Genomic DNA, 26,380 nt, shown 5'->3' with positions numbered 1-26,380 from the left:
AGGTTTTAGTAAAAGGCGGGCAATTTAACATAGCTGTGCTGTCAGGGCTTGCTTATCTCTGTTAGCCAACGCTGTTGAAGGTGATGATTTGTAACGGCGAGCTTGATTGGTTGAATCAGATATCTGCTCTCCGTCAGGGGTGACGTCAGCTACGCAAGCCGCTAAGCTGAACTTACTTTAATCAGCATCAGTCCATTTTAATTTTTGAGCAGGTCTTCACGTGTCATTTATTGTTTCTCACGACTTCATCAAAGCGACGCAGCACAGCGAGTTAAATCCCTATCGTGAGCGTGTGGCTCGGGAAGAGGAAGTCAGCCAGGGCTTTGTCAAAACCACGGAAATGGAAATCGAGCCCCGGCAATTATCTCTGGATGCACTGCAGGATATGGCGCGGGTTGCTGAGAAGCTGGCTGACATAAAGTCAAAAAGCGCTGTAGAAGCCATTCTGCTGGCCCGTGACGGTGAGTTCGATGCCCCTATTCCCAACTTCAAGGCCTTTTCGTCAACGCTGGAAGCCTACCTCAAACACAAGCTGATTGATGGCTGGCTGTATTTCAAAAAAGCCGATGGCAAGTTTTATCCGGCGCTGGTCACGGATTTCACATACAAACCGGCCACCGCCCATGCCGAAGAGTCGATGGTGGTGCATGTCTGTCATCTGTCGCCAAACCTGAAGAAGGGCTATTACGGCTTTGAGCATGATTACATTGCTTTTCATCCCGGCGACGTCAATAAGAAACGTATCAATGAGGCGCTGGAACTCAAGCACGTTTATAAAGAAACGCCGCAACTGAAAGCCGAATACGAAGCCAGTTACGCCCGCTACTGCCGTGAGATTCGCGATCAGTTTTCCGAGCAGTTTATTGCCCGGGGGCCCATCTATACCAGCAAAGAACAAATCAATGCAGACGGTTCGGCAATCGATGTCAAGGTCATTCATGATATGCCGGCCAGCGACGTCAAAACTTATTCCCAGTTAAGAGAATCGGTGCTGGCTGATGGTGAAGACAACGTTTTGCCGCTGCCTGAATGGTCGCTGCTGCGGGTGTTTAACCTGAAAACGCATGCTTTTTTATGGATCCACTCGGATTATCTCAGCCATTATCAATACGATAAAACCCTGAAAGACAAACTGATCCTGCCCAAAACCCACCATGATCTGCTGGATGTATTAACCACCAATGTGGATGTGTTCAGCGGCGATATTATTGAGGGTAAAACCGCGGGCAATGTAATTTTGTGTAAAGGCGTACCAGGCGTCGGGAAAACCCTGACCGCCGAGATTTATTCCGAGCTGATCGAGCGGCCCTTATACCTGCTGCATTCCGGTTCGTTGGGCACCAATGCCAAGGATATTGAAGAAAACCTCAGAATTATTTTCTCCCGTGCCGAGCGCTGGAATTGTGTCTTACTGCTGGACGAGGCCGATGTGTTTATCGTGCCCCGTAGTGACAACATTGAACAGAACGCTATCGTGGCCGAGTTTTTAAGGACGATGGAGTATTTCAACGGCCTCTTGTTTATGACCACCAACCGGCCTTCTGATATTGATGAAGCGATTATCTCTCGCTGCGCGGCCATTATTGAATATGAAATCCCCACACCGGAAAATGCGGCTCGGATCTGGCGGGTGTTTGCCAGACAATATGAGTTCGAGTTAAGCGACGATTTGCTGGATAAGCTGCTGGCCACCTTTGAACAAATCAGCCCGCGCGATATGAAAATGTTGCTGCGGCTGGTGTTGCGCGTCGCTCATAAAGATAACACTGAGCCGGATATTGAACTGTTCCGCCAATGTGCGATGTTCCGGGCCATTAAAATATCCGAAACCGCAATCTAGATGGGGTTGCTATTTGTCCCCCCCCGTTTTGCTAGCAGATTACTACAAGTTAAGTTTTAAACTTGGACAGTAACTCGCGAATCGACACTGCCAGTTCCTGCAAGGCCTGACTGGCTTTGAATGTGTCTTGCGCATAGGATGCACTCTTTTGAGCGTTATCCTTGATATGAGTCACGTTGCGGCTGACTTCTTCGGATACAGCACTTTGCTCTTCGGCGGCACTGGCAATTTCCGTGTTGAGAGAGTGAATCTTATCAGCTGATGTCAGTACGCCCTCAATTGATTTGATGGCCGTGGCACTGGACTCAACATTCTTATTGGCGTAATCCATTTGCATCAACATGGATTTAGAGACGTTATCAACATCATCATGTAAACGCTGAATCAGCTTTTCAATTTCTCCAGTAGAGTTCTGCGTTCTGCCAGCCAAAGTTCTCACTTCATCGGCAACTACCGCAAAACCTCTACCCGACTCCCCTGCTCTTGCCGCTTCAATGGCAGCATTGAGCGACAACAAATTCGTTTGCTCTGCAATATTGTGTATAACTTCAGAGACCTGACCAATATCAGAGCTCGCGGCTTTCAATGAGACTAAGGTACTTTCCGAAGCCTTTATATCTTCTGCCTGAGATTTGAGCGTTTGTGCCATCTCTTTCAGAAACTGGCTTGCTTCAGACGCTTGAGTCTGTACCTGATTGGATGCTTCTTCGCCTGCCATAGTGCTTTCTGCCACACTCTGTGAAGTCGCGCTCATTTCGTTAACCGCGGTCGCGGCCTGTTCAGTTTGTTCAGCTTGCTCACTACTCAGGTGATCGGAATTCTGAGCGATGGTGTTGAGCGACGCAGCAGCGCTAACCAAATCTTTGGACTTGGCTTCTACACTAACGATGGTTTGTCTGACTCGCTCCAGCAAGTTATCGAAGCCTTGCGACATTTGCCCAAACTCATCCTGGCTATCTGAGTTAAAGCGCTGGGTTAAATCCCCCTCACCTTGTGTGATGGATAGCAATGCCTGTGTGGTTTGCTGTAATCGGCTCACGACCACTCGCTGAAGCAGGAAGAAGACAAGCCCTGTCAGCAATGTGCCCAAAACAATAGCCACCACAAAATAAAGGCTGGCTTTTTTCCATAACAATGCGGTGATATCGGCTTGCGAGTAGGCCACGACAATATTGTAATTCCATGGCTCAAATGAATGCCTTTCTACCAACCATTCATCGCCGGGTGCTTTCAGTACCGCATCAATTTTTGATGCAGTCTGATGCGCCGAGTGCTGTCGAATCTGCTGCTTTGCATCTATCAAAGCAACAAAACCCTGCTCCAGCAGACTGGTTTCTGCGATGACAGTATTCAGCTCTTCCATGTTCACCTTGTAGCCGACATACGCAATACCGACCACTTTGCCATTAGCGTTTTTTAACGGCTCATAGCCTGTGAAATAGGGCGCACCGAGAATATCCACTACGCCATAGAAAGCTTTGCCTTCGCGGATGTTTTTGATGGCAGCGCCATCTGGATCCAAAATAGTACCGATCGCTCTTTTGCCCGTCTTCTTGACATTGGTACTGACGCGGACAAAGTCATCGTTGTGGAGGCTAAAAATTGTCGCTGTGCCACCGTTCAACCTGGTAACGTAATCGACTAAACTGTAATTGAGGGCTTGGTTTTGCGTGCCGAAACGAATATCAGTCACTGCCTTACCATCAATATAAGCTATCCCTGGTTGAGAGACGGCACCGGTCTTATCAATCACCTCGAGGATATTACGCATGCTGCTGTTCACCTGGTCCAGCATCAGCTTGTCGATAACCACAAGCATTTTCGAGGTAGAGTTTGATACCTGCTCAGCCTGCTTCGCCACACGTTCATATAGTGCTTTATTTTCTGAGTAGGTGAGAGACATCACGATAACCACCGTGACGAGAAGGATGCTGACAGCAAGGGCCAGGAGAAATTTCTTTTGTATAGACACGGAGCTCTCTCTTATCGTGGGAGACTTTAGTCTCGCTCTTATCTAATACTGATAGCGGCACTTATGTCCTGTACTTTAATTATCATGGCATCTGCCAGCCTGAAGTGAGCCCTCAACACACAGGCTGATCATTCTGATAGTTGCGCCTTGATGGCTAATATCTCCGGCAGCTTTTGCTCCAATAGGGGGGGTAATGACGGATCGATATGTTTACCGCTTTGGGATTTGATGAAATCCACTGACTCTTCAACAGTCCACGCTTTTTTGTAGGGTCGTTCACTGGTCAGTGCATCAAAAATATCTGCAATAGCCACAATACGCCCCTCAATTGGGATGTCTTCACCCTGCAGTCCGTTTGGATATCCCGAGCCATCCCACTTCTCGTGATGACTTAAAGCCACTGAATGCGCAAGTTGAATCAATCTGGATCGGGAATGAGCGAGAATTTCAGCCCCGATGAGCGTGTGAGTTTTCATCTCATCAAATTCTGTTTCTGTTAACTTTCCGGGTTTAAGCAAAATGCTGTCAGCGATGCCGATTTTGCCAATATCATGCATCGGAGCTGCCATCATCAGTTCATTGGCGGCTGCTTCATCAAACCCATACGCCAGCGCAATAATTCTCGCGTAATGACTCATCCGCTGTACGTGCAGACCGGTTTCATTGTCTTTGTACTCTGCAGCCCGACCCAGACGCTGGATCAAGTCAATGTGCGTTTCATGCAACTCTTCAGCGCGCACCAATGAAATATGTGTTTTAACCCTTGCCTGTACAGTTGACGGCACAACCGGCTTGACGATGTAATCGACAGCACCTATTTCAAAACCATAGGCCTCATCGACAGCATCTTGCAGTGCTGTGACGAAAATCACCGGGATGTGGGCGAATGCTGGATTGGCTTTCAATCGCTCACACACTTCCAGGCCAGTCATTTCAGGCATCATGATATCCAGCAAAATCAAATCGGGACGTTCTTTCTCGACCAGCTCAAGTGCACCCTGACCAGAGCGGGAAAATGACAGTCTGTAGTCATTTTGCAGAATTTGTCTTAAAACCCGCAGATTGGTTGGCTCGTCATCCACAATCAATATGCGTGGCGTGAATTCATTTCTGAGTGTCATCATTTAATTACTTGTCAGTTGTTCTTTGATACGGCCCAAATGTGTTTTTGCAGCTGCAAAGTCAAAATCATCCATCGCCATTCTTACATCCAGCGCCAGGCTGTGATGTTGAGCGTCAATCCCATCAGTCAGGCGCTCCATCTTTTCTTCATCCAATTCGCCCAGATCAGCCATTTCAGTGAGTTGTTCAATCAGGGCGATGGCATCGGTTTTATTTAACTGATTATGCTCATTCCTGGTTCGCGCATTTGAATCAGGCGATTGCGCCAGACTCGTCACTTCCTTTTCCAGCTCGACCATGGCAGTAGATAAAGCTCTGATTTCATTATCAATCTCGGCTGAGTTTCTACCAGACACGTTTTGCTCCAGATTGACTGCGTGCTGGTACACATGGAGCAGGCTCAAATTTCCTGATAATCCCTTTAGCCTGTGTATGAGCTTGCCGAGCGCTTCAAAATCGGCCTCTTTTGACAGATTTGAGAGGTTTTCGGAGACATCAGCGTGTTGATCTAAAAACTTCACCAGTTGCTGTATGTAGCTGTGCTCATCACCCCACAGTTCTATGCCCTGTTTCAGGTTTATCTGACTACCCGGTATATCGGAAGTTTGGTTTGTAATAGAAACATTCGGATCACTCTCTACTGTCAGGCCCAGCACTCTGGCCATTTCATTAGTCAGCGCGTGGATGTCGACAGGTTTGTGTGCAAAGCCATTCATGCCTGCTGATTTGGCTTCTACACGATCTTCCGACAACACACTTGCTGTGAGTGCCAGAATCGGTGTGGGTGTCAGCCCCTCTTCGGCTTCCAGATCACGGATTAATTGCGTAGCAACAAAGCCATCCATAACCGGCATTTGCAAATCCATCAGGATGATGTCGGGCTTTTCATCCCTGAACAGGTTCAAGGCTTGTTCACCGTTGTCAGCAGTGATGACTTCATGCTGTTGTTTTTCCAGAAGCAATTTAAGCAAGGTGAGGTTCTGCTCAATATCATCAGCTATCAATATTTTTTTGGGTGGTATTTGACTGACACTCTGTTCTGTCGGCGTATCAATAACCTTGTCGGCTTTTTTCAAAGGCAAATCAAAGAAGAAGGTGCTGCCTACCCCGAGTTCACTGTTGGCGTGTAACTCCCCGCCCATAAGTTCAACCAGTTGTTTGGCTATGGTTGTACCCAGCCCCGTGCCACCAAAGCGTCGGCTCATTGAAGAATCGGCTTGCGAGAATGGCTCAAACACGTTTTCCAGGGTGGCATTGTCCATGCCAATGCCGGTGTCTTTGATGCTGAATCGGATGTGCTGCTTATCACTCACAGACAACGTGAGCGTGACCTCACCTTTTTCAGTAAACTTGATGGCATTACCCATCAGGTTAATCAACACCTGACGGAGTCTGTTTTCATCACCCATGTATAAGGTCTGGATGTCATCGGCGATATCAAAGGTCAGATTCAGCCCTTTATTTTTGGCTTGGATCCATAATGTGGATATCACCGAGTCTACGAGTCGAGTCACATAAAATGCAGACTCATCAAGCTCTAACTTATCTTTTTCCAGCTTGGCGCTGTCCAGCACATCATTGAGCAGATGGAGCAGAGATCGTGCAGATTGACTGATCGTTTTCAGATGTTTTCTGTTTTTGTCTGTGATGTCTTCGGCATCTATAAGAATATCCGTGAAGCCAATAACAGCATTCATTGGCGTACGGATTTCATGACTCATATTGGCGAGGAACCTTGCCTTACTCTCTGCTGAGAGTTCGGCTTCCTCCTTGGCCAGTCTGAGGTTTTCCTCCATTTCGACCCTCTCGCTGATATCCAGTATGAGACCATCTATCCAGGCTGGTTTGTCGTCGTCCCAAATAATGGACCCGTTTTCAAGCACCCAGATGAAGTAGCCATCACGATGTTTGAAACGAAACTCAACCGTGTAGGTATTTTTGTTCTCCAGTGCTGTGGCAACCGCTTTATCAGTTTTTTCCACATCTTCCGGATGGATCAGATCCGAGAACTGAATGCGCTGCTGATAGAAGTCTTCCGGCTGCCAGCCGCATAGCTCAGTGATGCCCTCACTGACTAATATCGCTGTCCAGTAGTCATCCAACAAACAGCGGAAGCTGGCACCGGGAATATTTTTCACCAGGGAACTGTATTGTTCTTCGCTTTTACGAAGTTTGTTCTGCATTTCCCAGCGCTCTGTGATGTCAGTGACAAAGCCCACAAACATCGAACCAATCTCTTCAGACTGAATATGACCCACCGCCAGACGGATAGGAAAATGATGCCCGTCTTTATGCTTGGCAAAGACTTCTCTGGCATTACCGCTAATCTGGGTTATGCCGGTTTGGTTAAAGCTGGATAGGTACGCCTGATATTCGTCAATCGCCTCTTCAGGCACCAATTTAAAGAAAGACTGCCCTACAATTTCAGCTGGCTGCCATCCGAAAATGTCACTGGCTGATGTGTTGAAATCCTGGACGACCCCTCTTGTATCTATTGTCATGACACCATCCACAGCAGTGTCCATCATCGTTTGTAGACGTGTTTCGTTACTCGATTTTTCAAGGAGGAGTTGTCGATAACGCAACTGTGACGCAATGGCGGCGGAGAGGACTGAAATCAATAAGGCCGTAAAGGCGACAATATAGGATAGCTGTGACTGATCGTGACCTGGCGTCTGAGTGACAACACTATTGCCATCTACTACGAAATAGGCTGCGGCCATGCCCGTATAGTGCATACCGGCGATGGCAAAGCCCATGATCACAGCGCTGATGGCGTTGATAGTGTTATCTGACAAAGCTTGCCAGAATTGTGAGAGGTAATAACGCACTGACAGCGCGACAAAGGCAAGCATAACAGCCACAATAATCGAGGCAGCAAACCACCCGGGCAAGTATTGCAAATCAAGCTGCATTTCCATCGCTGCCATGCCTGTGTAATGCATGATGCCAATACCGGCCCCCACATAAACACTACCGAGTATTAGTTGCCAGAGCCTTAAGCGTGACTTCTGCAACATCCGCAAGGTGATGTAGGAAGCGAGCAGACTGGGCAGGATAGAAAGAAAAGTCAGGGTGGTGTCGTAGCCAACGTGCGTCCCCACATCATAGGCCAGCATCCCCACAAAGTGCATACTCCAGACACCACCAGCCATCATCGCAGAGCCGATAATCACCGCAAGATGTTGATGCCGCCTGATAAGGATATGCTTGGTCATTGATGCAAACAGCAATGCAATGAATGATGCCACTACTGCTATAACTATTGATAAGGCAACCAGGGTGAAATTATAAGTGCCCCTTATCTCGCTGACCGGATCTTGTGAAGTGATAAAAAAGCTGTCCAACCAATTCATTGGGTATCTACTCTTGATTTTGTCTCATAGGCTATTGAAATGCAGAACGGTTGGTTCAGATCAACGACTGTTTTCAATACATCTCGTCGGCAGTTAACGTCAGAACTTCCAGTAAATTGAGTATTTTGTTCAACACACAGGCATACTCAAAATCAGCATATTGCCATAGCTCCATTACAGATGCAGTCCTAAGTCGGTACAATCGAATTTTCTTGTTAACTCTTAATCAGAGAGCGTTATGGAAAACAAAGTTTTATCGCCCGGTGCCAAGGCACTTGAAGTGAATCTTGATGCCGTTCGTTACGGTTCCTTTGCAGAAATCGGTGCTGGCCAAGAGGTAGTACGCTGGTTTTTCCGCGTTGGCGGCGCTGCCGGCACGATTGCCAAGAGTATCTCCGCGTATGACATGAAAGTCAGTGATGATATCTACGGCAAAGCGCCCCGCTACGTCTGTCGGGAGCGGCTGGAAGATATGCTGGATATCGAATATGAGCTCAACCTGGAGCGACTCAACGAGCAACGCGGCAATGAAACCGCCTTTTTCGCTTTTGCCGACACGGTGTCGGCGCGGAACTATCATGGCACTAATGAATGTCACGGCTGGCTCGGCATTCGTTTCCAGACTGAGCCTCATGCCGCGCCTAGCGAAATCATTATCCATGTTCGCATGCTGGATAATGAAAATGCGCTGCAACAGGAAGCGCTGGGCATTATTGGCGTCAATCTGATTTATGGCGCGTTTCACCTGAGTCATAGCCCCGATCTGCTGGTGAAATCGCTGCTGGACAACCTCAGCACCGACCGCATTGAAGTTGATATGGCTGAACTCAAGGGTGATGCCTTCCTGCATGTCGATAACCGCGTTATCAGCCTGCGGCTGGTGCAGTTAGGACTGAGTGATGCCGCCATGTTTTCTGCCGACGGCAAAGTGCTGCAGCCCTCCGAACACCTGCGCAAGAAAAATGTGCTGGTTGAACGTGGTCGCTTCCGCCCGGTCACCCATGTCAATATCGACATGCTCAACGCCGCCAGGAAACAGTTTGAGGCTGAAGATGATTCGGCGCCGGAAGAAACCATCTCCATCATGGAAATCACCATGCACAACCTGCATAGTGACGAGAACGGTATCGACCTGGAAGACTTCATCAGCCGCGCCGATGTGCTGGAAGCCACCGGTCATACCGTGATGATTTCCGATTATCCGGAATATCACCGACTGGCAACGTATTTATCACGCTACACCAACCGCCGTATCGGCCTCATCATGGGCGCTCACAGCCTGGTAGATTTGTTCGAGGCCAAGTATTACACCGCACTTAACGGTGGTATTCTGGAAGGCTTTGGCCGGCTGTTCAAGCACAACGTCAAACTCTATATTTACCCCTACAAAGATGCCGACACGGGCACCTTATACCGGGTTGATAACCTGCTGGTCGATGATAAACAGAAGTATCTCTACCGCTATCTCAACCAGGGCGATCATTTGATTGAACAAATTGAAGAGTTCAACGAAGACTACCTGCATATTTTCTCACCGGATGTACTGAAGATGATCACCGATAACAAGCCCGGCTGGGAGAGACTTGTGCCCGAAGTTGTGGCTGACAAAATTAAAAGCCAGAAACTGTTTGGTTATGAAGGCTAAGGGGCTGAATTGACTGTTCTGGGATGGTTCGTTTATCGGATTGACGATTATTAAGCACTGGGACTGGATTGCTTCACTGCGTTCGCAATGAGGGGGCTAACCGTCACTGCGAGGAGCGATAGCGACGCGGCAGTCTAGTCCAGTGCGTTTTTTCAGGCTCGGGCTGTTCGATCGGATATCGCTGATAGCTCAATTGGGGAGACTGGATTGCTTCACTGCGTTCGCAATGACGGTGGCTAACCGTCACGGCGAGGAGCGATAGCGACGTGGCAGTCCAATCCAGTGCTTTATTCAAGCTCGCGCTGTTTGATCGGTTTTACCCTGATAGCTCAATTGGGGACTGGATTGCTTCACTGCGTTCGCAATGACATGACTCATTCCCCGCTTCTCAATATAAAAGCTTTTGGGCAGTATCAAGCACAATTGGTGACGATGCCCTCAAAAAGGCCGACTCTGCCTACATCATTGCTGCAACCGGCAACGCGGGCCACATTTCAGTTATCCTCTAAGCCTAAAATCGACCGGAACCACAACAGAAAATGATTTGCCGACTAGATCACCACGAACAGGTATGGCTCTGACAGCTTTTTCCAGCATCTTTCTTGCTGCTCTGTCCAGAACTTGATGGCCACTACCCGGATTGACGATTTTAATCTCTACCAGCTCGCCTTTCTCAAACTGCACGTTGACCAGCACGATGCCTTCCAGGTTACGACGGATCGCCAGCTGCGGATATTCCTTGTTCTTCGACACCATCGCATACAGCAATTGACCATAGCCTTTCCAGGCCGCATTGCGATCCACCTCGCCGGTGCTGACGTTCCACTCATTGCTTGACGCCGTGTCTTTGCCGTTGGTGCTGGCACTGGTGGCATTGGGGTTCGTAACTTCGGCTGTTGTCTCGGCGCTATTCTCGGTCACGGTCTGTTCCGGCGCGGTTTCATCCTCGACAATCTCAGTGGCAGGCGGCGCTTCTACCGATTTGGGCACTACCTGTTCTTTCAGCGGTTCCGGCTTGGGTGCCGGTTTTGGTTCAGGCTTAGGCTTGGGGTCCGGCTTTGGTATTGGCTTAGGATCAGGCCTGGGTTCTGGTTTCGGTTCCGGCTTTTTTTCCGGCTCGGGTTGTTTCGGTTTTTCAACTTCAGGCACCGGTACCAATTCCGGCTCGCCTTCGGGTTCGACTTGTTCCACCTGCTCCGGCACCAAGATCTGATCGGGTTTCTGCACCTCGTTTTTGGCTGTCAGCAACGGCTTGTTATCAATCGGTTTGGGCTTCATGACTTCCGGCACCGGCGCGGGCGGCTCAGGTTCCGGCATCGGTTCGGGATCTGGTTCCGGTTCGGGTTCGGGCTGTAGCTGATTCACTGACACCACAATTTTCGTAGGCGCTGCCGGTGGTGCCGATTGCATGGAAGGCACAAAGGCCACTATCACCAGCAAATGAATCAACAGTGCCAGCATTAAGCCGGGCCACAGCCGTTCGGAATTAATCTCAGCCGATGAGGATAAGTCCAAAACCATTGCTGACATCAAATCACATCCTGTGAAAATTCAGCCTTCAATGTCACTGCTCGGCCTCGGGCTGCATGACAAAGGTGAAATTGCTGATACCAGCACGCTGAATCGCCGCCATCACATCGGCGACCGCACCGTATTCCACCCTCTCATCAGCAAAAATCTCAACAATTTGTTCTTTGTTATCCGCGGCCAGCGCTAGCCGGGTATCCAGTGCCTCAGCCGTTACCGCCTCTTTGTCAAAAAAGAGGCTGCCATCTTCAGTGACACTGATTGTCACCGATTCGGGCTGGGTCACAGCCACATCCGCCGTGGCCTTGGGCAGGTTCAGCGGTACTGCATTCATCAACAAAGGCGCCGTTACAATAAAGATGGTGAGCAACACCAGCATCACATCCACCAGCGGCGTGACATTGATTTCGCTCATCATGTTTTCACTTCCACCACTGTTCATTGCCATGGCGTTTGCCTCTTATGAATAATGAAAAATCAGTTGTCGATTTGTCTGTTGGAGATCGCACCAGACTTAAGGGCTAATAACTGAAAAGCGGAGGCGAAATTATCCATCGTCGCTGATGACAGACGGACTTTACGCAAAAAGTAGTTATAAGCCAGCACAGCAGGAACAGCCGTGGCAATACCAACCGCTGTCGCAATCAACGCCTCACCGATTGGCCCGGCCACCACATCCAGGCTGGCCGAACCGGAAGCAGTAATTTCTTTCAGCGCATTCATAATCCCCCATACGGTGCCGAACAGGCCGATAAACGGTGCCGTGGAACCCACACTGGCAAGAATCGACAAGCCGTTTTCCATCCGGACTTGCTCCACATGCGCCTGCTGCTCCAAAGCGTGGTTCAGAATTTCACGTTTTTCATCGTTACTGACCTTGCCCTCCAGCGTCTGAATTAAATCCAACTCAGCCAGCCCAGCATGACAAACACGGGCTAATCGACCTTTTTGATTCATCTCCCCGTCATCAAGATCGCTGACATGACTGGAACCGGAAAAGTGTCTCAGGAACGCCCTGTCAGCCCGTGCGTATTGCATGAAACTTACATATTTAGATATGCCTACTGCCCAGATCAGAACAGATAAAAAGATGAGAAAGATAAGCACGGATTCAACGATATTCGGCGCAGTGATATCCATTGGTGATTTTCCTTAGTGATGATTGGCAGACCGAGAACGTAACCAGCTAAGCTCTAGGAAAAGTTACGCCTCTATTAACCATGCCAATTAAGAGAGTCAAAGTGACAAAGGCCACCCGGTCATGCATCCGGCTGCATAAGTTGCACTACCAGCAAAAAGAGGATGAAAACGGCAATACAAAGGTATTTGATTAACTTCAAGCTCAACCGGAATTTACGGTGAATATCCATATTTTTTTATCCAAAAGCTATTTCAATGGAGTTTGAGACTAATGCAGCTGATTTGAAGCTCATACCTGGTGCTGACCCGCATGGTTAGCACCAGGTATGGAAAGAAGTAGAAAAACTTGATCGTATTTGTCATTAGAGACCGGGTTTTAGTACTAACTTTTTATTAATAAACCCAATTGACACTCAACCAAGCTCCTCTCGGCGCTCCAGGTGCAATAAAGTTGGAGCTCAACCAGTCACTGGAATTATGGTTATAGCCATCAGGCCCGATAGCACCATTGATACTGGGCGAGAATGGGTTACGACCCAGTCGACCTGCAGTGAAGTATTCCTTGTCAAAGATATTGTTCACTAGAAAGTTAACTGTCAGGTTAGGCGTGAATTTATAACTGGTTTGGAAATTAAAGGTCGCGAAACCAGGCAATTTCCCCGGGTTATAGGGTGTTTGCCTTGCAACCATTCTTGTCGAACCATCAGGAAAAGTGACCTGACGAAGCTGGGCTTTACCAGTTTCATGATCATTATTTTCGTTTCCACGCACATAAATCTCAGAATGTGCTATTCCCGTTAGGCTAACCTGCCACTTCGGTGTAACCATGTAACTAAGCGTCGCATTGAGATTATGCAAAGGGACGCCCGGCATTTTGTCACCTTTCTCAACCTTGATAGTGTTGGAACCATAGCCATCGAGATACTGAGCACTGCTATTGTCTTCACTGTACATGAAGAAATCGTTTTCAAATGACGCATCAGTCATCGAGTAGTTAACGCTAAAGCCCCACCTTCCTTTCTGTCCCGACAAGCCGGCTTCCAGGCCTCTACGGCGTGTGTCACCTATCGAATCAAAGAAACCTGAACTACCGCCACCACCGGGCACAGCAACAAAATAGATATCATCTTTCAGATCAGTTTGATAAATGCCAAGATTCCATTGTAAATTTTCGCCAAGCATACCCCTAAGCCCGAAATCATAAGACGTTGACCTGATTTGAGGTAAATAAGGGTCTCCAGACAAGGTTGTAGGTAAATAACACTGTCTGTTTTCTGTAATACTTTTTGCTCTATAACTATCAGGGTCATTACGATCCCCCATGTCTCCACCGACATAAACAGGTGTATCATCAAAAGCACAACCAAGCTCAATAACACTAGGGACGCGCGAGCCTTGTGACCAGTTTCCATAGATATTCAAGTTTTCTTTCGCCTGCCATGTGGCCCCTATCGACGGGTTGAAAGAATAGAAATCAAACTCCTCTGTTTCTGGCGGGTTAACTGTAAGGCGAGTCAAATCTTCCTGAGATGTGTAGTTCTGAGGTGTATTGCACTCTTCCTCAGTCGTACAGACATCGTATTCATCAGGTGCAACTCGAACAGCACCCGCTTCAAAAGCACCAAAGCCATATCGGGTTGCGACTTTATTTTTAGTTTGCGTGTGGTTGTATCTTCCAGAGAAATTAAAATTCCATTTCTCCATTGGACTCCAAGTCTCACTGAAATAGACACTCATCGTGGTATTCGTACCAGAAAAGTTATTATTTGTTAGTGGGTAATAAGCCGCACCAAATTGTGGATTAGCCTGCTCGGGGTCGAGATAAACATTTCGCTCGGAATCCATAAATCCGAGCTGTTGGGTATTGGAATAACTGGCGCTGGCATCGTCAATGGATGCGCCAATCATGAATTTGTGCTGGTCTAAGTTCCAGTTAAATTGAATTGAAGCACCATCGATCATTTGATCAATTTCATTATTGGTAACAATCGCTGTAGGTGTACCTTCAACCCAGCCAGGTTCACCAAGATCAGCACCATCGATCAGATATGGAAAGCCCGTTTCCGGGTTAATGATGTTGTATGGACCGGGATAATCATTTGTTTGATTAAAGTCATCTCGACAGGTTTCGTTATTTACCGGGGATTCAAAGATAACAAAATTTTGATAGATATCCCCGTTGTCTGCATAAGTTGTAAAATATGCATCGAATCCCCCTGTCGTTTGTAAAATTGGGTATGACGGATTAGAAACACCTGCCCCCATCTGAGGATCATTTCCAAAAGTTGGGACACCATAGGAAGTGGCGGCTTCGGTGAAACCATTTCCGTTGTAATCAACTTCCCCTGGTTCTGGAGCTTGAGTCAGTGCGCCGCGATTGTAGAAAAACTGCCTGGCAAAGTTTTGACCTTCATAAAAGGAGGCTTTGAATCCCGCTACAAACTTATCTGAGAGTTCGGTATTTTTTAGATTACTGTAGTCATTCAAGTCTATATCTTGAGTAATAAAAGCTTCATTCCAGAACTGAGTAAAAAACAACTCTTCTCCCTGCGTTCTATTCACGGAAACAACATAATAATCAGGTATGCCATATTCATTCGTGCTTAACAATTTACAGGTGTAGTCATCATCAGCATCTGGAACAAATTTAGCTCCGCGGTTATTCTCATAATCCGTGTAGACATCGGCGCCTTTTTGACTCCGCTTACTGTCGCGTCGGTAGACTTGAGCTGTAATCGAAAAATTATCTTTTGCCTGATAAGCACCCGCTAACTGGAACTGCTTAAGTCGATTTTCTGTTGTGTCTTCAGAGGTAAATGAAGCATTTCTATCTTTCTCATACATCTCACTTGGGAGCATTCCATTACCTACCATGTCATTACTGACAAGCAATGTGCTCAAATTTAAATCCAGTTTGTCACCTCTGTAACTGGCTTTAACGAAAGCCTGGTTAACTTCTGTCGGAGAATTCTCACGCCAACCATCCTCCATAAAGAAATTACCTGCACCAAACAATGCAAAGGTGCCATTATTCCAACCATTTTCTATCTGAAGTTGCTTCCTTCCAAAAGAGCCTGCCAACACCTCTGCATCCATTTCGGTATTATTAAAACCATCCTTAGTTTTGACCGTGAACGCCCCGCCAAGCGTGTTAAGACCGAAAATTGGGTTAGAGCCAGGGAATATATCGACTGCTGCGATAGCATTCATGGGAATCATGTCCCAATTCACAACATCTCCGAAGGGTTCATTAACACGAACTCCATCAAAGAAAACACTCAAACCTTGAGGCGTTCCGATTTGCGGACCGGCAGTAAAACCACGATATTGCACATCCATCTGGAATGGGTTGCCCTGGTAATCATTAACGGTAACCCCCTGCAATTTCTTATTGAATAAGTCCACCATACTGACCGAATGAGCTTCTTTGATTTCTTTTGCGCTAATGCTTTGAACATTTGATGGAATTTCTTCCTTGGTCAGACCCAGCCCGGGTAAGGGACCCACTTCATAAAAACGCTTCGCACGCACTTTAACGGTATCCAGAATCAGACGGTCCTCCCCCAATCCAGGCAATCCTTCCTGTCCCGGCACCAAAAAATAACCGCCAGCCTGATCATCCACCACTTGCAAGCCGCTGCCTTGCAGTAGCTTTTCGAAACCTTCAGTAATCTTGTATTGCCCTTGCAGTCCATCGGTGCTTTTGCCGTCAGCTAAGGCTGGGTCGAAGGTTAAACGCACACCGTTATGAGCAGCATAGCTGGAAATTGCCGTGCTCAACGGACCTGCGGGTATATCGTAAGTCTTTTCTGTGGAAGTAGATTCAGTCTCATCAGCAGCAAAGGCGGTTTGCTGCATATCAACGAAAGGCGTTGCCCCGAGAATGGCCAGAGTGATACTGAGGTGGAGTATTTTTTTGGGGCTGATCGCTCCCGGATTGACTGGTTTCACTTTTCTCTCCCGCTATATTTTTGGCTTTTATACTGGTTATGCCAATCGAGATTGGAAAAGTGTCAGTCGGTTTTGAAAAAAATTTTTATTTCTTCAAAAATTTAAGCATTTAATCTAGCTGGGCTGTTTCTGGGCAGGCTTTATCATCGTCCAGTATCGAGTGTGGCTTTCAACCTGAATCGGTAGAATCTGACTGACGCTTTTTAGGGTGGCATCCGTGTCAGTCAAAGGGAAGGCACCTGAGATAGTCAGCTCAGCGATAGACGGGTCGCAACGTAAAACGCCGGTATGGTATCTGGAAAGTTCATCGACAAAGGTTTTCAGCGGCATTTTGTCGGCGATAATAAAGCCCTGAGTCCAGGCTTTGGCTGAAAGGTCGAAAGCCACTTTCGCATAGAGTTTATTTCTTGTGAATGAGACTTTCTCACCCGCGTTAAGCCTCACAGAGTGTGAACTCACGTCACTGGCCTTAACTTCGACCGCATCTTTGAACACACCCACCTGGCTCTGCTTGTCATGAATTCTCACACTGAACTGCGTGCCGAGTGCGGTGGCCGAGCCATGCTCGGTTGTGACGATAAAGGGGCGATGTTGCTCGACGGGCTGCTTGGCAGTTTCAATGTATATTTCACCCTGAAGCAGTTGTAGATGACGGTATTGCTTATCAAATTGTACCGCCACTTTTGTATTGGTATTAAGCACCAGTTTGCTGCCATCCTGTAAGGTGACATGTTTTATTTCGCCTGTGGCTGTGGCGAAATCAGCCATCAGTCCATGCCAGGGTTTGTGCTGATAGGCGAGCCAGCCACTGGTTCCGACCATAAACAAAAGGCTCAGGTGTTTGATAGCACGACGTCGTTGCTCATCAAAGATCGCCTGTCGTTCATGCTTAGGACGATCCAATACAGAGAGACTGGCTTTATTATCGAGTCCAGTAAAACGCCCGGTCACGGATTCAACTTTCTGCCAGGCTCGCTCATTTTCAGCAGAGGCTTTGAGCCAGTCTTGCCAGTCCCTGCGATCACTATCGGTGGCTTCTCCGGAGGTCAGAAATACGTACCATTGAGTTGCTGAGTTGAGTGCGTCGGTGGTTTTTGGGTTCATTGTTAAAGTGCCAATAAGCAAAGGTTGGCATGCTAGGCAAATTCGATACAGTGCAATAGCGCTTTGGCTATGTATTGTCTGACTGAGCTGACTGAAACTGACAGGCGAGATGCAATTTCGGCGTGGGTGATACCTTCAAGCTGGAACCAGAGAAATGCACTGCGAATATGATCCGGCAGACCATCAAGCATTTCATCTATTTTAGTCAATGCCTCTATTATCATACAGAGCGTTTCTGTTGATGGTGACTCTGCTTCCGGCAACTGGGATAGCGCCATGAGATAGGCATTTTCAATATCCCGGCGCCGCAAGTGGTTAACCAAGATGCCATGGGCAATGGTGGTCAGAAAGGCTCGGGGTTCTCTGATGTCGGACAAATCATCTTTTTGCAGCACACGAGAAAAGGTATCTTGCATCAGATCAGCGGCGTCATGTTTACAACCGAGTTTTCTACGGAGCCAACTCATGAGCCAGAGATTATGTGAGCGATAGAGCTCGTCGACAGTGTCATTCTTGGCCGACAAAGCAGTGTCAGCATCTACCGCCTGATGAATAGATGTTGTGTTCATCACACTCCCCCAGAGCCTGGCTAGCTCAGCAAAATAATCGGTTAAATTTAAGATGTGATGAAATTCACACAACTTTCATCATTAAATTACTACTAGCAAACCCTCATTAAATATAGGAAAAAATCCTGAAATGTAATTTTCTAATTTCAGGCTAAGAGTCAGTAGTGTTTTTCGTAAATACCAGGCTTGATGAATATCATAGACAAAGCACAGATTTTTCCATATTACGAAGCTTTGAAAGTGGTTTTATTCACCCACAGCATCAAGCCCATTTTGAGCACTGCATCATTTATTTCATTACTGTCATAAAACTTTAACCAAACTTCTTTAACGTGCAGCTGATAACACATGACGTATTGCATTACGTTTTTCTAAATCAGGAGTTTTTATGAAGTTATTAGCACGCAATCTGAAATCGGTTCTGTTGGTCGGCGCCGTCGCTGTCGGCATGTCATCAGTGAATGCTCATGCAGACTTGAAGCTGAACGGCTCTGGAGCCAGTTTCCCGGCACCGATTTATAACAAATGGTTTAAGGACTACAGCAAGAAAACTGATGGCGTTCGTGTTGATTATCAGTCCAAAGGTAGTGGTGCAGGTATTCGCGACTTCATCAATGAAACCGTCGACTTTGCTGCCAGTGACGCCGCAATGAAAGACAGTGAAATCGAACAGGTCAAAAAAGGCACCATCCTGCTGCCGATGACCGCTGGTGAAGTGGTGCTCTCCTATAACCTGGATGGTGTAGAACAGCTGAAACTGCCTCGCGATGTCTACCCGGCAATCTTCATGGGCAAAATTACTCATTGGAATGACCCGAAAATTCAGGCTGCCAATCCTGGCGTAGAACTGCCTGACGAAAAAATTACCGTCGTTGTGCGTTCTGACTCAAGCGGCACCAGTTACGTATTTACAAACCACCTTGCAGCTATTAACCCTGAGTTCAAAGAAATGGTTGGTGCTGCCAAGTCTCCAAACTGGCCAGCTGACAGCAAGATTGTAAAAGCGCCCAAAAACGATGGCGTGACGGCCACAATCAAGCAAACCCCTGGCTCTATCGGCTACATTGAGTATGGCTTTGCCAAACTGACCAACACGCCTACTGCGATGCTGCAAAACCAGGCTGGCAATTACATTCCTGCTGGTAGCGAAACCGGTGCAGCTGCGCTGGCTACCACTACCTTCCCTGAAGGCAACCTGCCGGGTAGCGACGTTCCTGACCTGCGTGCCTGGGCCACTGACCCATCAGGTGACAATGCCTATCCTATCGCTTCGTTCACCTGGTTGCTGGTTTACAAAGACCAGGATGATGAAAAAGCCAAAGCCCTGCGTGACCTGATCGAATACATGGTGACCACCGGCCAGGAATCATCAGAAGCAATGGGTTACATCCCGCTGCCTGAGAACGTGGTAGAGCGCGTTCGCAATGCTTCAGCAATGATCCAATAAATCATTGAGAACTGGACTTTCTGTTCAATGCTGCAAGCGCCTGTCTGGTGCTTGCAGCATTTTTGCTATTAATCCCGTTATCCTGAGCAGGTTTTCCCATGGCCTATGATCCTTTTAAATCAGCCAGCAGTGCGCGGACACTTTCCGCCCCTCCCTCTGCGTCTGACTACCTGAAAGACGCCACTTTCAGAGCCTTTGCCTACTTCTGCGCGCTTTCCATTTTGCTTCTGGTGGGCTACATCGTATTCGAGTTGGGCTCTCAAGCCATGCCCGCAATAAAAACGCATGGCCTGGGCTTTGTCACCGGCACCACATGGGACACCAACGAAGAGGTGTTCGGTGTACTGCCTGAAATCTGGGGAACCCTCTATAGTTCGCTGCTGGCCCTGTTGATTGGCGGTGGACTGGGTGTTGGCATTGCCATTTTCCTGACCCAGGGATTTGTGCACGCCAAGATTGAAGTGACGTTCAGAACCATCATTGAATTGCTGGCTGCGATTCCTTCTGTTGTTTACGGTTTGTGGGGCATTTATGTACTTATCCCTTTACTCAGACCCGGTGCGGAGTGGTTACATGAAAAGCTGGGCTGGTTTCCCTTGTTTGGGACTGAACTGAGTGGGCCTGGCCTGGCACCGGCCGCATTGGTACTGGCGATCATGATTCTACCCACCGTGGCGGCAATCTCGGCTGATGCCTTCCGCCGGATTCCTTACAAAGTGAAAGAGGCAGCTTATGGCATGGGCGCCACTAAATGGGAAGTGATACTGAAAGTCATGCTGCCTACTGCCTCTTCGGGCATTTTAGCCGGTATGGTGCTGGGTTTCGGCCGTGCTCTGGGTGAGACCATGGCGCTGGCGATGCTGATTGGTAACGTCAATAACATCAGTGTTTCCCTGTTCGCCCCTGCCAATACACTGGCTTCATTACTGGCATCAACCTTCCCTGAAGCAGGCCAGATGGAAATTCAGGCACTGATGTACGCGGCTCTGGTGCTGCTGGTCATTACTTTTATCGTTAATGTCGCGGGCCTGGCGGTGCAGCAATACACCATGCGTAAATTTGAGGGCAAAAAGTGAATCATCTCGACGAACAGGTCCTGCCACCCCAATTCGATCTCCCCTCACTGGAGAGAAATGCTTTTGAATGGCGGGCGCTGAAAAATACATTGCTGACAGGTTTTGTCTGGCTACTGGCTGTCATTGCCAGTATTCCGCTGTTCTCTGTCATTTATATGCTGGTTGTTGAAGGCGGCGCACGCCTCGACTTGGAGGCAATTACTGCCCTGCCCCCGGCAGGCTTTGAAATGGGGGGTGGTTTCGGTAACGCGATTGTCGGCACATTGGTAATGGTCGGTATCGCTGCCGCTATCAGTATTCCTCTTGGCACCATGGCCGCCATCTATCTGGCCATACTTGACCCCAGCAGCAAGCTGGCCACGACTTCACGCTTTCTGGCGAAAGTACTGACCGGCTTCCCCTCTATTCTGGCTGGTGTTTTCATTTACGCCGTTCTGGTGGTGACTACCGGCACCTACTCTGCCTGGGCCGGTGGTGTGGCATTGGCGGTATTGATGCTGCCTACCGTGACCCTGGCTGCTGAAGAGGCCATGAAACAGGTTCCGCAAAAGATGAAAGACGCGGCATTCGGCATGGGCTGTACCAACACACAGGTCATCATGAAAGTCGTTTTACCTACAGGCCTGCCGGGTATTCTGACTGGCGTGATTCTGGCTGTAGCCGGGGCGGCCGGTGAATCTGCTCCATTATTGTTCACCGCACTGTTCAGTAACTATTACATGGCGGAACTGGCTGAGCCGACCGCATCACTGTCAATTTTGATTTACAACTTCTCCGGTATGCCGTTTGACAATCAGATCGAGCTGGCCTGGGCGGCATCGCTCGTCTTGGTGATGATTGTCCTGATATTCAATGTTCTGGCACGCGTTGTCGGCAAAAGCAAATTCAAAGATTAGTCGAGGTTTAACATGAACAATCAATCCGAACTGGACACTTTTATCGCTGACAAGTACGAGCCACAAGGCCCGGTTGTACTGGACTGTCAGGTAAACAACATTTACTACGGCGACTTTCGCGCCGTGCGTGACACCAACATTCCGGTTGAAAAAAATAAAGTCACCGGCTTTATCGGCCCCTCGGGTTGCGGTAAAAGTACGGTGCTGAGAAGCATGAACAGAATGAATGATCTGATCGATTCATTCAGGTTTGACGGCCAGATTCATTACCACAACCAGGATATCTATAGTAAAAAGGTCGATGCCGTTGTCGTCAGAAGATACATTGGCATGGTATTCCAGTTACCGAATCCATTCTCGATGAGCATTTATGACAATGTCGCCTTCGGCTTGCGTCTGAACCGCTTTAAAGGTGACGAAGAAGAAATGGTTGTCAGAGCATTAGAGCGTGCCGCTATCTGGAACGATGTCAAAGACAAGCTCAATAACAGCGGGCTGTCTTTGTCAGGGGGGCAACAGCAGCGTTTGTGTATTGCCAGAGCTATCGCCACTGAGCCGGATGTGCTTTTGATGGATGAGCCCTGTTCTGCCCTGGATCCCATTGCCACGCGTCAGATTGAAGAACTGATGATCGAGTTGAAACAGCACTACAGTGTGGCGCTGGTAACGCATAACATGCAGCAGGCAACCCGTGTCGCAGATGTCACGGCATTTATGGGCGTGGACATCTCTAAAGGCGGCCGTACCGGTCACCTGGTAGAGATGGGTGACACGCAACAAATTTTTGAAGATCCCAGACAGAAACTGACTCAGGCGTATGTCCGGGGTGAGTTCAGCTAATAGACGATTGGTATGATTAAAACGGATGTTGATCGCGCTCGGACAGGGACGTTGCTTGCCTCATTACGGTGTCGGGGTCTGGATTGATGGAGACACCATCACGGCTAAATCTGGCTCAGATCCGATCCTGTCTGGTTCGGACTCAACACCAGTTCAAGCATATCAATGCTGAACTTACCGTTAAAAAGACGCCGCCCTCAGATGAGGTCATCGCTAATCTCTTATCGGGCTATGCCTTGATCGATGAGTTCATCGCTGAAGGCATAGATCTGTTTAAGTACGGTAATTCGCATTTTTTCCTTGAGCTCAATCATACTGTGCTGTTTGAGCACGCGCCGGTGTCGGCAACCGAAGACGCCTCGCAGTTTGAAGCAACAGAAAATTATTTCTATCAAAATCAGACAGCTGGCATCGGACAGTTAATGGAATGGCTGAATATTCATGACCACGACAGTGTGTGGAAACAAGCCGCCGGCATTTTTACTTTTATGCTCAGTCAGCCGCAGTTATTTCTCGAGGGCAATCACAGAACCGGCTCGCTGATCATGAGTTATGTGCTGATGAAAAAAGGTCATGCCCCTTTCGTTCTCAGTGCTGAAAACGCCAGGTTTTTCTTTGAGCCTGCAGAAATGACAAAAAAACGCAGTAAAAACAATCTTGTTGATGACTGGCTATACCTGCCAAAGCAAACCAGAAAGTTTGCCTGTCTGTTGGAAAAAGAGCAGGACAAGGCGTTTGTGCTTGAACAATAACTAGTGGTAGGCGTCAGTGGATTTTTTCTGCTTGAGTTCGCCACGATTTGATTCCAGAATCCGCTCAAACTTCTCCGGGTCCTGTTTGAGGATATCGATATATTCCTGAACCATTTGCTGCCAGCCCGCTCCTGCATGAATGGAAAATTTCTCCAGCGCCACAATCAACAGCTTGGCGGCCACGCGTAACTCTTTTTTATCGGCTTCACCATACCAATTGACCAACTCCTTATAGAGCACTTCAATTTTTTCCAGTGGCGTAAATTCAATAGCCAATTCATCGGATGATTCAGTTTTCATCTGCACAATGCCTGTTGTGAATGTATCTAAAATGACTGCCTGATTGAAGCTCAGCCCTGTTTATATAGCCATTATGTACCAATATAGCGCAGCTCCGGACATACAGAGTCATATTGCTAATGGGTGGAACGTCACCATTCAGCAATGTGAGATAAGGCAGAGGGTGTGTATCAGCGACTTTGCTTATTCTCAAGCAACACTTGCCAATGTCATATTATCTGGGCTCATGTATCAAACCTGAAAAACAGAGCCCCCGATACTGTGACTATAAAAACAGCGTGTAAAGTCTTAATTATGACAGTCATCAATGACGCTAATATGACAACCATAAGTGGCAAAGTCTTTTTTCTGCTGGCCCGCAGATGTGCTTGATTGTCTGCTTAAACCCGATGATTCATAAAAGGTATTTTGGTTGCAGCAGATCACTGACGAAAACTATCACTCCCGGGTGGAGCAATAAAAAAGCCCTCGGTTGAGGGCTTTTTGTCCGGCATGGGCTTTTGCCTTAAATCAGTTCAGCCAGGATCTGATTAAAGTGCTCACTGGGACGCATAATGTTAAGCATCTCAGCGTCATCGGGCAGGTAGTAGCCGTTCATATCGACTTTCTTGCCCTGTACCGAGTTCAGTTCATTCACGATCTGCGATTCCTGCTCAGACAATGCCCTGGCAATCGGCTCGAAGACCGCTTTCAGCTCGGCGTTATCCGCCTGCTCTGCCAGCGCTTGTGCCCAGTACATCGCCAGATAGAAATGACTGCCACGATTATCCAGTTCACCGGTCTGCTCTTTAGGTGATTTGTTTTCCTGCAGCAACTGGCCGGTGGCTGCGTCCAGCGTGTCTGCCAGTACCTTGGCTTTAGCGTTGTTATGGCTGTTAGCGACGTGCTCCAGCGAAGCGGCCAAAGCCATCAGCTCGCCCAGAGAATCCCAGCTCAGGTGGTTTTCTTCCAGTAACTGATTCAACAGTTTCGGAGCGGTACCCCCAGCGCCGGTCTCAAACAGGCCGCCGCCTTTCATCAGTGGGACGACAGAGAGCATTTTAGCTGAAGTCCCCAATTCCAGGATCGGGAACAGATCGGTGTTGTAGTCACGTAAAACATTACCGGTCACAGAAATGGTGTCTTCACCTTTACGCATTCTGTCGAGCGTGATCTGGGTGGCAATCACCGGATTGAGAATGCGAATGTCGAGACCTTCGGTGTCATGTTCAGGCAGATACTCATGCACCTTGCTGATTAATTGATTGTCATGAGCGCGGTTTTCATCCAGCCAGAAGATGGCCGGGGTGTTCGAGAGTCTCGCGCGGTTGACGGCCAACCGGACCCAGTCACGAATCGGCTCATCTTTGGTCTGGCATATCCGGAAGATATCCCCGGCTTCCACATCAAACGCAAACACGGTGTCACCGTCTTGATTGGTGACGATAATCTGCCCCTTACCCTGGGCCTGAAAAGTCTTGTCATGTGAGCCGTATTCTTCGGCTTTTTTGGCCATCAGGCCCACGTTAGGGACGGAGCCCATGGTAACCGGGTCCAGCGCGCCCTTGGCTTTGCAGTCATCGACGACCGTTTTGTAAACCCCGGCATAACAGCGGTCCGGAATCATCGCCAGGGTGTCTTTCTGCTCGCCGTTTTTATCCCACATCTTGCCGCCCGCGCGAATCATCGCTGGCATGGAGGCATCAATAATCACATCTGAAGGCACATGGAGATTAGTTATGCCTTTATCAGAGTCTACCATCGCCAGGTTGGGTTGCTGGGCATAAACCGCCTCGATATCGGCTTCAATCTGAGCCCGGGTGTCGGCATCGACCTTGTCCAGACGGCTATAGAGATCACCCAGCCCGTTGTTGAAATCCACGCCCAGTTCATCAAACAAATCGCCGTGCTTATCAATCAAGGCCTTGAAGTAGGTTTTGACCGCGAAACCAAAAAGAATGGGGTCAGAGACTTTCATCATGGTGGCTTTGAGGTGCAACGACAGTAAAACGCCCTCTTGTCTGGCACGGGCAATCGCATCGGCATAAAAGGCCTGCAAACTACTGGCACTCATACGGGTGGCATCCACCACCTCACCGGCCAGTACCGGTATTGCCTGTTTCAGTACCGTTTCTTTACCATCGGCAGCAATAAAGCGTACCTGGTATTGATCAGGCTTGGTGGCAGTGATCGACTGCTCGCTACCATAAAAGTCATGGTCTTCCATATGCGCCACATCAGTGGCCGATTCAGCTTGCCACTCACCCATAAAGTGCGGATTGCTACGGGCATAGTTTTTCACTGCCGCCGGTGCACGGCGATCAGAGTTACCTTCGCGCAGCACCGGGTTGACGGCTGACCCCAGTACCTTGGCATAACGATCTTTGATTTGTTGTTCTGCGTCGTTTTTGGGGCTGTCAGGATAATCTGGCAGGTCATAGCCCTTGCCTTTGAGTTCTTTAATTGCTGCTTTCAACTGTGGGATCGAGGCCGAGATATTAGGCAGCTTGATAATATTCGTGGATGGGTCCTGGGTCAGTTTGCCCAGTTCACTCAGGTGATCAGGAATCTGCTGCGCTTCGGTCAGCTTGTCGGGAAAGTTGGCGATAATACGTCCGGCGAGTGAAATATCACTGATTTCAAAATCGATATCGGCCGGCTTGGTAAAGGCGCGGATGATGGGCAATAACGAGAAGGTTGCCGCGGCGGGAGATTCATCAACTTTAGTGTAGATAATTTTCGACATGCTTATTCCTATGTAACACCTTATCCAGGCCGCAAAGCATTGAAGCTTTGCAGCATTGCAGTTAACAGGTTTGTGATGTGGATTGTCATGGGCGCAGTGAAGCTGAGCTATACGCCGC

18 protein-coding genes are annotated in these 26,380 nt (G+C 48.3%); 7 read left to right on the top strand and 11 right to left on the bottom strand.

The genetic code is table 11. From position 1 onward, the window contains the following. Positions 1 to 220: 220 nt before the first annotated feature. The gene (locus tag Q0X64_RS07380) at positions 221 to 1,840 is read left to right on the top strand and encodes an ATP-binding protein (protein ID WP_297810698.1); all 1,620 of its coding nucleotides are present in this window, start codon (positions 221 to 223) and stop codon (positions 1,838 to 1,840) included. Between the two features lie 49 nt (positions 1,841 to 1,889). Here the strand turns inward: Q0X64_RS07380 and Q0X64_RS07375 are convergent, their stop codons facing one another. The 3 genes from Q0X64_RS07375 to Q0X64_RS07365 form a co-directional block, all read right to left on the bottom strand. Continuing rightward, positions 1,890 to 3,812, bottom strand: a complete 1,923-nt coding sequence (locus Q0X64_RS07375) for a Cache 3/Cache 2 fusion domain-containing protein (protein ID WP_297810695.1) — start codon at positions 3,810 to 3,812, stop codon at positions 1,890 to 1,892. A 128-nt stretch (positions 3,813 to 3,940) separates the two neighbouring features. Then, positions 3,941 to 4,936 (bottom strand): HD domain-containing phosphohydrolase, encoded by a 996-nt coding sequence (locus tag Q0X64_RS07370; RefSeq protein WP_297810692.1) that lies wholly within the window; start codon positions 4,934 to 4,936, stop codon positions 3,941 to 3,943. Further along, entirely contained in the window at positions 4,937 to 8,290 is a 3,354-nt protein-coding gene (locus tag Q0X64_RS07365; RefSeq protein ID WP_297810689.1) for a PAS domain S-box protein, read from the bottom strand. Between the two features lie 238 nt (positions 8,291 to 8,528). On the opposite strand from Q0X64_RS07365, the gene Q0X64_RS07360 reads away from it, so the two are divergent. Beyond that, positions 8,529 to 9,935 (top strand): TonB-dependent receptor, encoded by a 1,407-nt coding sequence (locus tag Q0X64_RS07360; RefSeq protein ID WP_297810686.1) that lies wholly within the window; start codon positions 8,529 to 8,531, stop codon positions 9,933 to 9,935. Between the two features lie 498 nt (positions 9,936 to 10,433). On the opposite strand, the gene Q0X64_RS07355 is transcribed toward Q0X64_RS07360, so the two are convergent. The 6 genes from Q0X64_RS07355 to Q0X64_RS07330 all read right to left on the bottom strand — a co-directional run bounded on the left by Q0X64_RS07355 (position 10,434) and on the right by Q0X64_RS07330 (position 18,298). After that, positions 10,434 to 11,465 carry an energy transducer TonB gene (locus Q0X64_RS07355; RefSeq protein ID WP_297810684.1) on the bottom strand — a complete coding sequence of 344 codons (1,032 nt, stop codon included), beginning with the start codon at positions 11,463 to 11,465 and terminating at the stop codon, positions 10,434 to 10,436. A 34-nt stretch (positions 11,466 to 11,499) separates the two neighbouring features. Beyond that, complete coding sequence (locus Q0X64_RS07350) at positions 11,500 to 11,910, bottom strand: biopolymer transporter ExbD (protein WP_297810681.1); 411 nt, start codon at positions 11,908 to 11,910, stop codon at positions 11,500 to 11,502. 29 nt (positions 11,911 to 11,939) lie between these two features. Continuing rightward, positions 11,940 to 12,602, bottom strand: a complete 663-nt coding sequence (locus Q0X64_RS07345; RefSeq protein WP_297810678.1) for a MotA/TolQ/ExbB proton channel family protein — start codon at positions 12,600 to 12,602, stop codon at positions 11,940 to 11,942. A 393-nt stretch (positions 12,603 to 12,995) separates the two neighbouring features. Then, complete coding sequence (locus tag Q0X64_RS07340) at positions 12,996 to 16,553, bottom strand: TonB-dependent receptor (RefSeq protein WP_297810675.1); 3,558 nt, start codon at positions 16,551 to 16,553, stop codon at positions 12,996 to 12,998. Positions 16,554 to 16,667: 114 nt separating this feature from the next. Beyond that, the gene (locus Q0X64_RS07335; RefSeq protein ID WP_297810672.1) at positions 16,668 to 17,657 is read right to left on the bottom strand and encodes a FecR domain-containing protein; all 990 of its coding nucleotides are present in this window, start codon (positions 17,655 to 17,657) and stop codon (positions 16,668 to 16,670) included. Between the two features lie 32 nt (positions 17,658 to 17,689). Continuing rightward, the gene (locus tag Q0X64_RS07330; RefSeq protein WP_297810669.1) at positions 17,690 to 18,298 is read right to left on the bottom strand and encodes a sigma-70 family RNA polymerase sigma factor; all 609 of its coding nucleotides are present in this window, start codon (positions 18,296 to 18,298) and stop codon (positions 17,690 to 17,692) included. Positions 18,299 to 18,614: 316 nt separating this feature from the next. On the opposite strand from Q0X64_RS07330, the gene pstS reads away from it, so the two are divergent. The 5 genes from pstS (at position 18,615) to Q0X64_RS07305 (ending at position 23,237) form a co-directional block, all read left to right on the top strand. After that, positions 18,615 to 19,673: a phosphate ABC transporter substrate-binding protein PstS gene (pstS, locus tag Q0X64_RS07325; RefSeq protein WP_297810667.1), complete on the top strand. Its 1,059-nt coding sequence runs from the start codon at positions 18,615 to 18,617 to the stop codon at positions 19,671 to 19,673. Between the two features lie 98 nt (positions 19,674 to 19,771). Further along, complete coding sequence (gene pstC / locus Q0X64_RS07320) at positions 19,772 to 20,749, top strand: phosphate ABC transporter permease subunit PstC (protein ID WP_297810664.1); 978 nt, start codon at positions 19,772 to 19,774, stop codon at positions 20,747 to 20,749. After that, positions 20,746 to 21,645 (top strand): phosphate ABC transporter permease PstA, encoded by a 900-nt coding sequence (gene pstA, locus Q0X64_RS07315; RefSeq protein WP_297810661.1) that lies wholly within the window; start codon positions 20,746 to 20,748, stop codon positions 21,643 to 21,645. Before pstC ends, pstA begins: the two co-directional genes overlap by 4 nt. Before the next feature lie 12 nt (positions 21,646 to 21,657). Continuing rightward, positions 21,658 to 22,485 carry a phosphate ABC transporter ATP-binding protein PstB gene (pstB, locus tag Q0X64_RS07310; protein ID WP_297810658.1) on the top strand — a complete coding sequence of 276 codons (828 nt, stop codon included), beginning with the start codon at positions 21,658 to 21,660 and terminating at the stop codon, positions 22,483 to 22,485. Between the two features lie 86 nt (positions 22,486 to 22,571). Continuing rightward, positions 22,572 to 23,237: a hypothetical protein gene (locus Q0X64_RS07305; protein ID WP_297810656.1), complete on the top strand. Its 666-nt coding sequence runs from the start codon at positions 22,572 to 22,574 to the stop codon at positions 23,235 to 23,237. On the opposite strand, the gene Q0X64_RS07300 is transcribed toward Q0X64_RS07305, so the two are convergent. Together Q0X64_RS07300 and Q0X64_RS07295 are read right to left on the bottom strand one after the other, a co-directional pair. Beyond that, positions 23,238 to 23,537 carry a hypothetical protein gene (locus Q0X64_RS07300; RefSeq protein ID WP_297810653.1) on the bottom strand — a complete coding sequence of 100 codons (300 nt, stop codon included), beginning with the start codon at positions 23,535 to 23,537 and terminating at the stop codon, positions 23,238 to 23,240. Positions 23,538 to 24,042: 505 nt separating this feature from the next. Then, entirely contained in the window at positions 24,043 to 26,262 is a 2,220-nt protein-coding gene (locus tag Q0X64_RS07295) for an NADP-dependent isocitrate dehydrogenase (RefSeq protein WP_297810650.1), read from the bottom strand. Positions 26,263 to 26,380: the final 118 nt, after the last annotated feature.

Origin of the sequence: uncultured Methylophaga sp., from assembly GCF_947259025.1 — a bacterium.
In the GTDB taxonomy this organism is placed as follows: Bacteria; Pseudomonadota; Gammaproteobacteria; order Nitrosococcales; family Methylophagaceae; genus Methylophaga.
Note: the sequence above shows the minus strand (reverse complement) of the source record. Positions and strands in the feature narration are given on the sequence as shown.

Coding starts and splice junctions, on each gene's coding strand:
- Q0X64_RS07370 (WP_297810692.1), bottom strand. CDS start 4,936: ATGATGACACTCAGAAATGAATTCACGCCACGCATATTGATTGTGGAT.
- Q0X64_RS07365 (WP_297810689.1), bottom strand. CDS start 8,290: ATGAATTGGTTGGACAGCTTTTTTATCACTTCACAAGATCCGGTCAGC.
- Q0X64_RS07360 (WP_297810686.1), top strand. CDS start 8,529: ATGGAAAACAAAGTTTTATCGCCCGGTGCCAAGGCACTTGAAGTGAAT.
- Q0X64_RS07355 (WP_297810684.1), bottom strand. CDS start 11,465: ATGTCAGCAATGGTTTTGGACTTATCCTCATCGGCTGAGATTAATTCC.
- Q0X64_RS07350 (WP_297810681.1), bottom strand. CDS start 11,910: ATGGCAATGAACAGTGGTGGAAGTGAAAACATGATGAGCGAAATCAAT.
- Q0X64_RS07345 (WP_297810678.1), bottom strand. CDS start 12,602: ATGGATATCACTGCGCCGAATATCGTTGAATCCGTGCTTATCTTTCTC.
- Q0X64_RS07335 (WP_297810672.1), bottom strand. CDS start 17,657: ATGAACCCAAAAACCACCGACGCACTCAACTCAGCAACTCAATGGTAC.
- pstS (WP_297810667.1), top strand. CDS start 18,615: ATGAAGTTATTAGCACGCAATCTGAAATCGGTTCTGTTGGTCGGCGCC.
- pstC (WP_297810664.1), top strand. CDS start 19,772: ATGGCCTATGATCCTTTTAAATCAGCCAGCAGTGCGCGGACACTTTCC.
- pstB (WP_297810658.1), top strand. CDS start 21,658: ATGAACAATCAATCCGAACTGGACACTTTTATCGCTGACAAGTACGAG.
- Q0X64_RS07305 (WP_297810656.1), top strand. CDS start 22,572: ATGGAGACACCATCACGGCTAAATCTGGCTCAGATCCGATCCTGTCTG.
- Q0X64_RS07300 (WP_297810653.1), bottom strand. CDS start 23,537: ATGAAAACTGAATCATCCGATGAATTGGCTATTGAATTTACGCCACTG.
- Q0X64_RS07295 (WP_297810650.1), bottom strand. CDS start 26,262: ATGTCGAAAATTATCTACACTAAAGTTGATGAATCTCCCGCCGCGGCA.